We start from the raw sequence: 13,811 nt of genomic DNA on the forward strand, positions 1-13,811 counted from the left end.
CCTTGCTAGTTGTGCGCCGTCACTTTATAGAGCTTTAACTGTGAATTCACTCATTCAACTGGATTTGGTTCAACTCAGCTGGGCGTTAGGAATGATGGCGGTCGCAATTGGTCTGTCAGCATGGCAAAAGCTGGGTTTGGAAGGCAGTTTGGCGATCGCCACTTTCCGCACGGTGGTTCAGCTTCTAGCGGTGGGTTACGTTCTCTCTTTTGTCTTTGAACTGCGCGATCCCTGGTCGGTGCTGGCAGTGGTGCTGGTGATGCTGACGATTGCTGCTGTCGTTGCCCGTAACCGCATCAGCAAAAAGGTGCCCAATCTGCTGCCAATGGTGGGCGGCTCAATTTTCGTTGGGGCAGCGCTAACCCTGGCTTACACTAACCTGGTCGTGATTCGCCCTGAAACTTGGTACGAACCGCAGTACGTGATTCCCCTAGCGGGAATTCTTTTGGGCAACGCAATGAATGCGGCGGCTGTTGCCGGAGAACGGTTTGTCAGCACGCTCAACAACAGCCAGCTTGAAATCGAAACGCATCTGAGTTTGGGTGCAAAACCCTCGCAGGCGATCGCCCACTATCGTCGAGATGCAATCAAAGCAGGCTTAATTCCTACGATTAACTCCATGATGGTTGTCGGCGTGGTGACGCTACCTGGCATCATTACCGGACAGATTTTGAGCGGAGTTAGTCCTTTTGATGCAGCGCTTTACCAGATCTTGATTATGTTTATGCTGGCGATCGCTACCCTGATCACAACGCTACTAACCATTCAAGGAATATACCGACAGTTTTTCAACCAAGCGGCTCAACTCGTGCTGCATTAACGGAGGCAGGATGAAAAAAGAAGCAGTACAAATCAAATTTGCACTGCTTCTTCACAAGAATATGATTAACGAAAGTCAATTCAATCTAAGCTGCTGCCAAACCATAAGCAGACATTCTCATGATGTCGCGGGTCGTAAAGCCAATATTGCTTAGGGCTTCGCCATAACTGATCATGAAGTCTTCGACTAACGCTTCTTTCTCCATGCCGAGTACATGAGCGTCGTCTTCAACCTGGCTCAGCATTCGCCAAACTAGAGGCAGATTTTGCCGATTCGCTTCTTCCAGTTCAGCTCTAGCAGTTTCAAAATTTGCCTTAAGCCACTCTTCTCCGAAGTTGAGGTGCAGATATTCATCCTTCACCACACCTTCAGTGATTTTGCGGGCAAAGTCATCTGCAACCGGAATGTAGATGTTGTAAGCCGAAATTGCAAAGCACTCAATAATCAAGGACTGAATCAACAGGCAGGTGACAACTCGCCCTGCCGCTGCTGCCTTCTGGAAGTTGCCATGCAATTCAGCAAAGAACTGCTGCCCAAACTCCATATCAGCAGTTACGGCTAAATTGCGACCGCAAGCCTGAAAGCCTTTTTTGTGGCGGTTTTCCATCTTTGCCAAGCTTAAAAGCTGATCTTTTAGCTCAGGCAGCATTTCAGCAAGCCGCTGGTAGTTGGCGTAGGCTTCTTCCTCGCCTTCAATTACAATCGCATTAATTCGGCTGTATGCGTCTTTATAGGTTTCGCTACGAAAATCAAGTTCTGGGCTGACTTCAAGCTGCTGCATAAGTCGGTCATCTCCTCGCTGCTGTGGATGAGTCGATCATAATTTATCGACCTCAATCAAGTCGTGAGGGCACACACGACTTGGTAACTTCTAATCTACACCCTACTGTTTTCAAATAGGAATTTACAAGCGATCGCTCCCAAGAATAGGAACATTCCATCTTTGGACAGAATTTTAGGGGATGCTTGTTATCAGTGCCCAATTCTATCACCCATGCTAGATTCAACCCCAAAGGAAGCTCAACCTAGTCTGACTAGTCTGAATGATTGGCTATCCTGGCTAAACCCTCTGCTGCTGCTCGTTGGGGCAGGAGTGGTACTGGCTCCGCTGCTGATTGTGTTCCTCACCTCGCTAACGCCACCGGGCAGCGTTGCAGGCGTAAATTTAACTCAGAGCGAGTGGACTTGGGCAAATTACCAGGAAGCCTGGAGACGCGGCAATTTCTTACTGGCGTTTGCAAACTCTACGCTGGTGGCATTGGCAGTGACCGCCTTTCAGATTTTCACATCAGCTCTGGCAGGTTACGCGCTGGCGCGGCTCCAATTTTGGGGACGACGGGCAGTTTTGCTGATTGTGCTAGCAACGCTGGTGCTGCCGTTCCAGATTTTAGTCGTGCCAATTTTTTTGGTGCTGCGCTGGGGCAATTTAATCAACACCTATGGAGCGCTGATTTTGCCGACTGCGGCAAATGGGTTTGGCATTTTTTTACTACGGCAATATTTTCAAACCATTCCGGTAGAGCTAGAGGAAGCGGCAGCGCTAGATGGGGCAAATCGGCTGCAAATTCTTTGGCGGGTGATTTTGCCGCTGGCTCGTCCAGCACTGGTGACGCTATTTTTGTTTACCTTTATCGGCGAGTGGAATGATTTGTTTAAGCCACTCGTGTTTACGACCCGACCTGAACTGCGAACCGTGCAGTTAGCGCTGGCAGAATTTCAGGAGCAGTTCACTAATGAATGGGCGCTGTTGATGGCGGCAGTGGTGATTGCGACGGTTCCAGTTGTGGTGCTGTTCTTAGTTGGTCAGCGTCAGTTCATTCGTGGCATTGCCGCAACGGGAATTAAGAATTAGGGCTTGTACTGTGTTGATGTTCAGCTTCATATAGAAGCTGAACATCAATCCTCTCTAGTCATGAGCTGGAGCGCAATTGAGACTCTTCTGTACTCAGAGATAAGCTGTACAAGCTGAGCTTCTGTGTTTTCTGTGGTACCCTGACGAGCAAGTTTCTCTAATTCTGCACACAGCTTGGGCAGCCGAATTGCACCCAGGGTTGCACTACTAGACTTGAGCGTGTGACTCGCATGACGGAGCACGATCGCATCTTTTTGGGCGATCGCCTTCTGGATCTTCTCCAACAGTTTAGGAGCTTCTATCAAATAGCAATTCACTAGCTCTACTAGTAAGTCTGGATCGCCTGCTTCGCTACACAAGGCTTCTAGAGCAGGTTCATCAATTGTTGTAGACAGCTTAAGCGAAGTCGGAAGCTGGGTGGATTGCTCAGCGGCAAGGGAAATTGGGGCGATCGCCTCAAAATAGAGATGGCACTGCTGCAAAGCCTGAACTAGCTGCTCATTCCGAATAGGTTTACTGATGTAATCATTCATACCTGCGGTCAAACAAGCTTCGCGATCGCCCTGCATGGCATTAGCCGTAATCGCAATGATGTAAGGTTGCTGCGCAGCTGACCAGCGCTGGCGAATTTGCTCTGTGGTCATTAGCCCATCCATCTCTGGCATCTGCACATCCATCAACACCAGATCGTAGAGTTGCCGAGATAGCGCATCTAAGACTTCGAGTCCGTTGTTGGCAATATCTGCTTGATATCCCAACCGCTTTAGCAAATGCAAAATCACTTTTTGGTTGACCAGATTGTCCTCCGCCACCAGGACTCGGAGTGAGTGTTGGGGCGATCGCTGAATCGGCTCTAATAGAACCGCTTTGTCGATCTGAGTCGACTCATCTGTTGCAGTGAAAACGTTGACTAACGCTTGATAAAGCTGAGCCTGTTGAATCGGTTTGTTCAGCGTAGCGGCACACTCGACCGTTGTTTCCCATCCCTCCATTGGCTTGCTTGTCGTCATCAACAGCAGCGGCAACTGATTCTGAAGCTGCTGTTGCATCACACCCGCAAGAGCCCAGCCATCGATCTCTGGCAACTGGCTGTCTAAAATTGCCACGTCAAACTGCCTTCCCTGATTGAGCAAAGCCAGAGCCTCTAACCCTGACGCAACTGCACAAACACTCATGCCCCAAGCTCTTGCCTGAAGGGTCAGGTTTTGCCGGTTGGTTGAATTGTCTTCTACAATTAGCAACCGCTTTTGAGCGAGAGGCGTAGGGGAGGGTGACTGAGCCGGGTTGGGGGCGATCGCCTTGACTCGAACCGCGCAATAGAATGTAGAACCGCTGCCCAACACACTATCTACCCAAATTCTGCCGCCCATCATCTCGCTCAAGCGCTGACTGATCGTCAACCCTAAGCCCGTTCCCCCATGCGTGCGGCTAATCGAAGAGTCAACTTGGCTGAAGGGCTTAAACAGGCGAGGCAACCGATCTGAAGGAATACCAATGCCCGTATCCTTGACTGCAAAACGGAGAGCATAGGTTGTCAGAGATGGATCGCTGTCTGACGAGGACGTGTTAGGTAGCGGACGAGCAACCACCGAGACTGTCACCTCTCCCTTTTCCGTAAACTTGACGGCATTGCCCAATAGGTTCACCAGAATTTGACGCAGTCGCGTCACGTCGCTCACGATTACTTCAGGCACCTGTGGGTCAATCAGGTAGGCTAGCTCCAGCCCTTTTTCGTTCGCTTTAGGGGCCAGCAGATTTAGCGCGCTCTCAACGCAAGTCCTCAAATCAAACGGATTTTCCTCCAGGTCGAGCTTAGCGGACTCAATTTTAGAGAAATCGAGAATGTCATTAATAATGCCCAATAGCGCTTCACCACTGTTGCGAATGGTGGCGATAAAATCTTGTTGCTGAGGGGTTGGGTTGGTATCCAGCAGCAGTTCAGTCATGCCGATCACCGCATTCATGGGTGTACGGATCTCATGGCTCATCGTGGCAAGGAAATCACTCTTTGCCCGGTTTGCGGTTTCGGCTTCCCATCGTGCCTGTTCTAGCGCTGCATTTTTCAGGATCAGTTCTGCTTCTGCCTGTTTTCGCTGAGTGATGTCAAAGATAATTCCGTCTAACCACATCAGGTTGCCCGCTTCATCCCAGGCTCCCCGCCCCTTTTCATAAACCCAACGAATGCTACCGTCTGGTCGAATGATGCGGTATTCCACTTCGTAGGGCTGTCGTTGCTGCAAGCTCTGCTGCACCAGTTGACTAATGCGAGGCGTGTCTTCGGTGTGTTCAATGCTGGCAAACGATCGCACCCGATCATCGACAAAATCAGAAGCCGGATAGCCAGAAATTTCCTCGATTACATCGCTGATGAATTCTGTCTTCCAGGTTGGATTCTGCAAACAGCGAAAGACAGCCCCTGGAATATTCGCAATGAGCGATCGAAATCTGGCTTCCTGACGCAATGCTGTTTCATGAAGGGTGTTGGGGTAGCGCCCCTCTTCTTGAGTTTTTGCCTCTGGCTGTTGCCATGCTTGCTCAGTCCGCTGAATTTCACTCATACCATTCATGCTGACTACCTCACTGCTTAGGGTTCCACAAACTGACCCAAAAGCATCGGTGTAGAGTGGATTGCGCCAGCAAATATGTTGATTTTGTGAGTACTGCTGATTTGAAGCATGAATTTTAGTGGGAATGCCGCACGGCACTTCCACTAAAATTCATACCTGGATTAAGCAACGCCAATTTTTTACTCTAAGGCTTGTGCAGGGTTTGCCCAGGGAATGAGTGGGTCTTGGGCAAGTCGCTTAGAGACTTCGTAAGCTCCATAGCGGTTGAGGTGGCTGGGGTCAGAAAAGTAAGCATGTTGCTCTAGCCAGAGTTGTCCCAGATCTCTGAAGATGAATCCGGGTTGAGACACAGATAGCTCTAGCATGTACTGCTTAAATTCTTGCTCGTAGCCTGCCCGAACTGGGTCAAGATACTCCTGAGATAAGGGCAAATTGACAAAAACAATCGGAATACTGCGCGATTGGGTGAACTGTAGTAGGGATTGCAGTGCTTCTGCCTGATTGCCCGCAATTCTAAAGGATTCGTAATCGTTGTCATAGTCTCCAGGAACTCTGGCGTATTCCTGGTAGTAAGTGGCTGGATTAAATTGAATGGAAAGGGGTAAGAAACCATCAAAATCCATCAGCCCTTGAGAATCGGCATTTGCGGTTTGAGGGCTGTTTTGCTGCTCCCCTCCCAAGGGTTCTGTTTCGGTCATCACCCCAATGGCTGTAATGGGTTCGGTTTCTGGCAGGAGGGTGCTGACCTGCTGTTGAAAGAGGGATTTGAGGCGATCGCGTTCCTGATAAACGGTCGAAACGGTTCCTACTCGCTGACTGAGCCAGCGGTCAAATGCCTGATAGTTTGCGGTCAGGGTTGCAGCAATGCCGCCTGCCTGCGGTGTGACTCCAATGCCGTTACCCGCAAATCGATAGCTGCTAGAGGTCGGGCTGGGCAAAGCGCCGCTGATCATCTGGCGATAGCCTTCTGAGGCAACAATTCCGTCGTAGGTGACATCAACGCCGCCGCTGTTGAACGCACGAGCGCCATCTGCCCACAACAGCAGTTTGGGCAATTGGTCTGGGGTTAGCATTTGCTGAAGAATCAGGTTGACCACCTGAGCGGTTGCGCCATTGACACCAAAGTTAAATATTTCAATGTCGGAGTAGCCAAGTTCTGCAAGCGATCGCCGCAGTGCTTCCGGATCAACTCCTCGCAATGCCCTGGAACTGCCAATCACTAAAACATCAGGTGGTCCGGATTCGACCAACCGCTGATGATAAAGCGCAATCTTCTGATCAAACTGTTGACTGTTGAAGGTGGGGTAGGGTGAGCCATCCGCAAAGGTTAGCGCCATGTCTGGACTAATCAGTGGGGCTGGATCGCTACTGGGTAGGTTAGCTGACCCATTGCTGGGTAAGTTGCTGGATAAACGGTTTGGCTCGATTGATTCAGGGTTAGCTTGGGTTGCTGCACTGACAAAGCTGGAAGTATCAAAAATATTCTGAGCATCTTGGTCCTGAGCATCTTCGCCCGCTGCAGGTGAAGGTTCTGCTGCATCCGCTTGTGCGTCAACAGCCACAGTTGGCAGAGTAGATGCAGGAGGAACAGCATCAGGAGATGCGGCAACGGGTGGAGTAACGGGAAGATCTGGGGATTCAAGTAATTCGGGCGATCGCGCTTCTACAACAGACGCAGGAGCCGATTGCAGGACTCGACCCAGCATCCAATCTGCCTGCACCATCAACAGCAAGCCGACCGCTCCCCAAACCAGGGCAATGCCAACTTGCCGGGCTGGGCTGGTGTCATGCAGCGCTGCGCCCTCTTGAGGAATGAAAAACTGAGAGCGCAGGAGTGTCTGCTGAACGGCTTGAACGGCTTCCTGACGTAGCTTTGTCCAGGCGGTTTGAATATCCGTCGGGGTCAGGTCTGGACGGATGATCAGGTCGTCGGAACGGGTAATCAGGTCGCCTACATACGCATCGGTTGCAGCAAACTCTGGAGCCGCTTCGGGCACCAGGCGATCGCGCAAATTAAAGTCAGCCCCATAGCTCCAGCGCGGGCGCTTTTGCCCTGATCGCCGTCCATAGACACGCACTCCGGTGATGCCGGGAATTTCTAACGGACGCAAGAAGCGAGCGATCGCTGAGCCAACCTGTTGCTGCTGTGGGCAAACCGGGGCATCGCTCATAATGTGCAGCAGATCTTGCTTGAGCAAAACCTGGAGCCGAATGCCGCCTGTTGCGAGCTGCTGGTCTAAATCGGGGTTGAGCAAGCGGCTGAGCAAGAAAGCAATTGCGGGGCGATCGCCTTGCTTAGCCAGATCAAGCGTCGATTCAGCCAGGGCAGGATGCTCCGCCGCAGGCAAATTGAGCCAGTTGACCCAGGCAGGAGCCTCCTGTCCTGGCACCTGACCATAAACTGTCGCAGCGTGAATGCCTTGAGGGGCAAGAGTCGCTAACAGGGGTCCAACAGTCGCATTAATCGCTTCCTGGTTGGGAGCCGTTTCGCCAACTGCCACCTGAGACTTCTCAGAATAGCTGAAAGACAGATGCAGCGTTGCCTCTTTTAGCGAAGCCGTCGCAACGTGAATGTTTGACTCTACCAGCGCCCGGTTAACCAGTCGGGTTATCGCCTCGACGTCTCCCCAGCGCGCCCACTCTCGCAGCATTTCTTCGGGCGGAGTCAGGTCTACGCGCAAGACCCAATCTGGTTTCGCTTCTCCCTGCACCTGAATGCTGGTCAGCGCATCTCGATATCCTTCTAGCTGCAAGTCTCGCAGTAGTTTGGCGATCGGTTCGGCAATGAGGGAAGGAGAAGGACTGTAAGCCGCTTCACAGGTAATCCAGAGTCGCTGGGCAGGGTGAGCCGGAATTGCCGTCACTGCAGCAGGAATGGAAGTGGCGGCACGGCTGGAGTAGGGGCTGGCTTTAACGTGAACTTTGACTGCAACCCCTTGAGCACTGAGGGTTTCGCTTAAATAGCGGGCGATCGCATCAGGTTGTCCTTGCTTAGCTAGACTGCGATTTGAAATGGCGATCGCCGAACGCTTTGCAGCAGAAACGGGTGGCTTCAAGACCGTCGAAGTTCGCCCTGATATTCCTGAGCCTGAGTTTGGGCTAGATTTGGCAGCGGAGGACTTGCGAACTGGCTCAGCCAGCTTGCTGGGCAGCGTCGAAAATTCAGGAACAACAGGAGCAGGTTCTAGGGGGACGGGTTGAGAGGGATGCTGCTCTTCGGGAGGGCTTTCTGGGGCAGGGGGATACTTTTCTGCTAGTAGCGCTTCAAGATGCTGGTCAAGCTGATTGAGATGAATCGTAAACGTCCATTCAGGGCGATTTTGTCCTGCAACTCGACCATCCAGTGAGATTTGGTAAATTTGCGGCTGATCAACTGGAACCAGCTTGTTCAGGTCGGTGTGTTTGAGCGATTTGACCAGGCGAATTAGGGTGTCTATTCGTTCGGTCTGAGGCAATCCTTCACAGAGAATATAGAGACTGTTGCCCCGCAGCCGAAACTGAGTCCGAACTGGGATCTCAATCGTCTGATGAAACCACTGAGCCAGGGGCGATCGCCCTTTTGAACGAGATGCGTCTACTGGATGTGCCATCAGAACGTTACGTTAGTCTTACTAGTCTTAACCGATTCAAAACTTCTAATAATCTTGCTCTCAGGGATAGCATACTCTCACGCAGGTCAATTCAACAGTTCTAAACTGACCGAGCCACGAAATCTGTACCGCTCTAGTACCGCTAACCCCCCGTGAAGCCTGGTCTGTTGCAGAATTGTTGTGAAGCTGTGCTCCATTCAGTAATCTCAACTTTTGGCAATGTTCTAGCATAGGTTTAACTACACCTTGTAGTTCCAGTCGCTTGAGCACCAACTCTTCTCTCCTTGAGTTTTCTACAGTCCGATTCCCAAGCCTTGAATAGAGGTTTTGCTTTGCTATCTAGTCTGATCTTATCGATCACGCTTCAGAATCTTGGAGAAGGCAATTGAGAATGCAATTTTTGTAAACTCAGCAGATTAACTCCAGTCGATCAACTTCGTTGACTATTTCGTAGACTAACTTGCGATCGCCCACAAATCTTTCCCTGACCATTCTTCCTCTGATAAACAGTTGGCTTAGATAATAATATGTTGAACCTTAAAATTTCTTCAGAACTTTTGCTTGGGTTAGCTACAGCACCTTTACTAGTCGGTCTATTAGCAGGTAAAGCACTGGCTGAGTTGATGCAAGATCTAGGACAGGCAAGCGAAGAGGTGTTTCGGGGCGATCGATTGCCTGTGCTTGACTTTTCTACTACTGCAGATAAATCTGACGTAGATGTAACAGAAGTCTAAATCTGCGATCGGTCAGTATTGACACATTTGGGATTGCCAAGCCTGAAGAATCTGCTATCAGGCTTGGATTAGCTTTTGATGCAACAAGCTGTTGAGTTCAATCCTCCGAATTCAGGATTAACTTATTTCGGAAAATGGCGTATACCGTTTCTTATGCTGAAAAACTAGAATTTATCCCGCTAAAACCCATAGAATTATCGAGTATTCTTGCCAGGACAGACTATGAGTTCAACACTCCACTCATCTGATGATGCTTTTAGTTCCGGCACAGCAACAGAATCAAAGGCAGAACAGCCCGTTGCGCTGACCTCTACTTCAGATCTGTTTCTACGTCATCGCCTCAAGGTCGTAGAAGATTTGTGGGAGGCTGTTCTCTTGCAAGAATGCGGTCAGCAGCTTGTCGATCTGCTGCGCCAGCTGCGGGACATGTGCTCCCCCGAAGGACAAGCTCCCGAGTCCGTCGAATCTGAAGCTTTAAAGGTCGTCGAAAAGCTTGATTTGAATGAAGCAATTCGGGCTGCTCGGGCCTTTGCGCTTTACTTTCAGTTAATCAACATCGTTGAGCAACACTATGAGCAGCGCGGACAGCAACAGCAATATCGAGCCGCTTATGAAAATGCCAATGGCGCTAGAGAGACGATTCCGGGTTTTGCTGCCGAATCCTCTCTTTTGCCACAAGCCGATGAAACGAAAAGTGGTGGACCCCAGGCAGACCTGTTAGAGAAGAGCCTGCAAGAAATTTCCTCACGGCGAGAATCTGCCAGTCTCCAGGGGCTATTCCCAAAACTGCGGCAGCTCAATGTGCCGCCTCAGCAGATCCAGCGGCTGATCGACAATTTAGATATTCGGCTCGTTTTCACGGCTCACCCGACCGAAATTGTGCGTCATACCATTCGCGACAAACAGCGACGCATTGCTAAAATTTTGCGGCAGCTTGACCAGGCAGAAGAGGGTCTACAGGCATTTGGGGTAGCGTCTTCATGGGAAGCGATAACCCTACGTGAACAGTTGACCGAGGAAATTCGCCTGTGGTGGCGCACGGATGAGTTGCACCAGTTTAAGCCGACGGTCCTGGATGAAGTAGACTACACGCTGCACTATTTCCAGGAAGTGCTGTTTGATGCGATTCCCCAACTCTATCGGCGGTTTCGCCATGCGCTGCACACTACTTTTCCACGGTTACGGCCGCCTAGCTATAACTTCTGCAAGTTTGGCTCCTGGGTTGGCTCTGACCGAGATGGAAATCCTTCTGTCACTCCACAAATCACCTGGAAGACAGCTTGCTATCAGCGCAATCTGGTACTGGAGAAGTATGTTCAGTCGATCAAGCAACTGACGAATTTGTTGAGTCTGTCCCTGCACTGGAGTGATGTTTTGCCAGATCTGCTGGAGTCGCTGGAGCAAGACCAGATGCAGATGCCAGAGGTGTACGATGAGCTGGCAATTCGCTATCGGCAGGAACCCTATCGGCTAAAGCTGGCTTACATTCAAAAACGCCTAGAGAATACGCGCGATCGCAGCCTTCAGCTTTATAAAGGCGACTGTTTCCAGGATGAAATTCCAGAAATCAACCCGGCTGCAATTTACCGCTTTGGTACAGATTTTCTGGCAGAACTGCGGCTGATCCAGCGCAACCTGGAGGAGACGGGGCTAAGTTGCAAGGATCTGGAAAATTTAATCTGTCAGGTGGAAATTTACGGGTTTAACCTGGCTTATCTAGATATTCGTCAGGAAAGCTCACGCCACTCGGATGCGTTGGACGAAATCGGCAACTATCTACAAATCTTGCCTCGCGCTTACAACGAGTTGTCGGAGGAGGAGCGATCGCTCTGGCTAGCTACCGAACTGCAAACTCGTCGTCCCCTAATTCCAACGGAACTGCCCTTTTCTGAAAAGACTTGCGAAACGATTAAAACCTTCCGCATGGTGCGAAAGCTGCATCAAGAGTTTGGAGCAGAAATTTGCCAAACTTATGTCATCAGCATGAGCCACAACGTCAGTGACCTACTCGAAGTGCTGCTGCTGGCTAAAGAAGCTGGACTTTACGATCCCTCAACCGGATCTGGTAATCTTCAGGTCGTGCCGCTGTTTGAGACGGTTGAAGACTTGCAGCGGGCCCCAGGGGTAATGCAACACCTGTTTGAGTTGCCGCTTTACCGATCTTATCTATCAGGAGGCTACAAGCAGAACGAAGAAGAGGAAGAAAGCTCAGCTTCGGTAACCCAGTCACTGTCGCTGCAAGAAGTGATGTTGGGCTATTCTGACAGCAACAAGGATTCTGGCTTTCTCAGCAGCAACTGGGAAATCCACAAGGCGCAACAGGCATTACAGCGGGTGGCTGAGCGTTACGACATCTCCTTACGCATCTTTCATGGACGGGGCGGTTCTGTGGGTCGAGGTGGCGGCCCAGCCTACGAAGCAATTTTGGCGCAGCCCGGACGCAGTATTGACGGGCGAATCAAGATTACTGAGCAAGGCGAAGTGCTGGCCTCCAAGTACAATCTGCCAGAACTGGCTCTGTACAACCTGGAAACGATCGCCACTGCGGTGATTCAGGCTAGCGTGTTGCGAAATGGCTTTGATGATATTCAGCCTTGGCACGAAATTATGGAAGAAATTGCGGCGCGATCGCGTTCTCACTACCGCAACTTGATCTACGAACAGCCCGATTTTATTGACTTCTTCCATCAAGTCACACCGATTGAAGAAATCAGTCAACTGCAAATTAGTTCTCGTCCAGCCCGACGCGGCGGCAAAAAGGATTTGTCTAGTCTACGAGCCATTCCCTGGGTGTTTAGCTGGACGCAGACCCGCTTTTTGTTGCCCTCCTGGTACGGTGTAGGCACTGCAATTCAGTCCTTTCTAGCAGAGGAACCCGAGGAAAACCTGAAGCTGTTGCGCTACTTCTACTACAAGTGGCCTTTCTTCAAAATGGTGATCTCTAAGTGTGAGATGACCCTTTCCAAAGTAGATTTGCAGATCGCCAGTCACTATGTGCGAGAGTTGACTCATCCTGAAGATCGCGATCGCTTCCAGCAGGTGTTTGATCAAATTGCTGCCGAATTTCACCTCACCCGCGATCTGGTTCTGACGATCACGGGACACAAGCGCCTATTGGATGGCGACCCCGAACTTCAGCGATCGGTTCAGCTTCGCAATGGCACCATCGTACCGTTAGGCTTCCTGCAAGTCTCCCTGCTCAAGCGTCTGCGGCAGCACAAAACCCATGCAGCTTCCGGTGTGATTCGCTCTCGCTATAGTCGGGGCGAACTGCTGCGCGGCGCACTACTCACCATCAACGGGATTGCCGCTGGCATGAGAAACACAGGCTGATTCAGATAAACGCAAAATGGATGTGTGCTATGTCAGTCGCGCATCGCACGGCTGATATGGCGATGACATGGCTTAAGATAGAACCGCTAAAATCAATCCAGCGTCATCAGGAGAGAAAAGGTGCCCCTGCCCACTCAGCGAACCTTGATCTGTACCTTTGTGGCTTTGGCATCGGGAGCGTTTGGCTTTTTGATCGGTGGACAGATGAGTGTCAACGCTCAGACCCAGCGCTGTCAAACTCAACCCTGGGGCTTGCGAAACATCTGTGAAGCCTGGGTCACTCCCGGAGCCGCGTGGCAGGGCAGCTTTACCGGACTCTGGACGGGTATGGTTTTAGGTGGCTTTGCAGGTGGGTTGGCAACTCGCAAGCCGCAGCAAGAAGCGCCTATGGATGCTGCAAATCCTTCTGTCCAGGCTAATGAATCTGCTTTGCAGGCTAATGAACCTGACACGACAACTCTAGGAAACACAGGTGTAGAAGTTCCGCTTTCCTCAGATCTGAAGCTGACTCAAATGCAAAGAGAGGTGCTTCAGTGCCTTCTGATTCTGCTGGCGGCAACTTCCGATCACCAAAACCTTCCTAAACTGCCGTCTAGTAGCTCCGCTCACGCGCAGATCCTTTCCCCCGAACTGCAGGAATGGGCTAAAGTGACGGCGCGATCGCATCCCCTAGCAACTCAAAACATCACACTGGCTCAGGCAAAACAGCTTTTGGTCGAACTGGGCTTCTCAGAGAGGGCGATCGAGCAGGCGTGGCGAATTGTGCAGGTGGGAAGTTGAGGGTAAAGACTGATTAATCTGAATCCTTTGTTTAAGTATGCACTTTTGGAGGAAGTCTCTAGAGAATGTCATCATTGAGATGAATTGATATAAGTTAAGAACGCAATTTTGCGATCGCCCCACCTTATTTCTTTG

The 13,811-nt window shown here is 50.8% G+C and carries 8 protein-coding genes; 5 read left to right on the plus strand and 3 right to left on the minus strand.

Annotated features, from left to right (window positions below):
- Positions 1 to 40: 40 nt before the first annotated feature.
- A complete protein-coding gene (locus H6F93_RS09920) occupies positions 41 to 820 on the plus strand; it encodes an ABC transporter permease (protein ID WP_190643592.1) in 780 nt (259 codons plus the stop codon).
- Positions 821 to 905: 85 nt separating this feature from the next.
- Here H6F93_RS09920 and H6F93_RS09925 read toward each other — a convergent pair whose 3' ends face one another.
- Entirely contained in the window at positions 906 to 1,601 is a 696-nt protein-coding gene (locus tag H6F93_RS09925; RefSeq protein ID WP_190643591.1) for an aldehyde oxygenase (deformylating), read from the minus strand.
- Between the two features lie 213 nt (positions 1,602 to 1,814).
- On the opposite strand from H6F93_RS09925, the gene H6F93_RS09930 reads away from it, so the two are divergent.
- On the plus strand, positions 1,815 to 2,672 hold the full coding sequence (locus H6F93_RS09930; RefSeq protein ID WP_190680299.1) for a carbohydrate ABC transporter permease: 858 nt from the start codon (positions 1,815 to 1,817) through the stop codon (positions 2,670 to 2,672).
- Between the two features lie 44 nt (positions 2,673 to 2,716).
- On the opposite strand, the gene H6F93_RS09935 is transcribed toward H6F93_RS09930, so the two are convergent.
- Positions 2,717 to 5,383: a PAS domain-containing hybrid sensor histidine kinase/response regulator gene (locus tag H6F93_RS09935; protein WP_190680302.1), complete on the minus strand. Its 2,667-nt coding sequence runs from the start codon at positions 5,381 to 5,383 to the stop codon at positions 2,717 to 2,719.
- A 35-nt stretch (positions 5,384 to 5,418) separates the two neighbouring features.
- Entirely contained in the window at positions 5,419 to 8,829 is a 3,411-nt protein-coding gene (locus H6F93_RS09940) for a DUF1574 domain-containing protein (protein WP_190680304.1), read from the minus strand.
- A 527-nt stretch (positions 8,830 to 9,356) separates the two neighbouring features.
- Between H6F93_RS09940 and H6F93_RS09945 the strand changes: the two genes are divergently transcribed.
- The 3 genes from H6F93_RS09945 (at position 9,357) to H6F93_RS33335 (ending at position 13,676) form a co-directional block, all read left to right on the plus strand.
- A complete protein-coding gene (locus H6F93_RS09945) occupies positions 9,357 to 9,563 on the plus strand; it encodes a hypothetical protein (protein ID WP_190643587.1) in 207 nt (68 codons plus the stop codon).
- Positions 9,564 to 9,785: 222 nt separating this feature from the next.
- Positions 9,786 to 12,896, plus strand: a complete 3,111-nt coding sequence (gene ppc, locus H6F93_RS09950; protein ID WP_190680306.1) for a phosphoenolpyruvate carboxylase — start codon at positions 9,786 to 9,788, stop codon at positions 12,894 to 12,896.
- A gap of 120 nt (positions 12,897 to 13,016) precedes the next feature.
- On the plus strand, positions 13,017 to 13,676 hold the full coding sequence (locus tag H6F93_RS33335; protein WP_199313609.1) for a hypothetical protein: 660 nt from the start codon (positions 13,017 to 13,019) through the stop codon (positions 13,674 to 13,676).
- Positions 13,677 to 13,811 lie beyond the last annotated feature (135 nt).

Source organism: Leptolyngbya sp. FACHB-671 (genome assembly GCF_014695745.1).
Taxonomy (GTDB): Bacteria; Cyanobacteriota; Cyanobacteriia; order Elainellales; family Elainellaceae; genus JAAUTN01.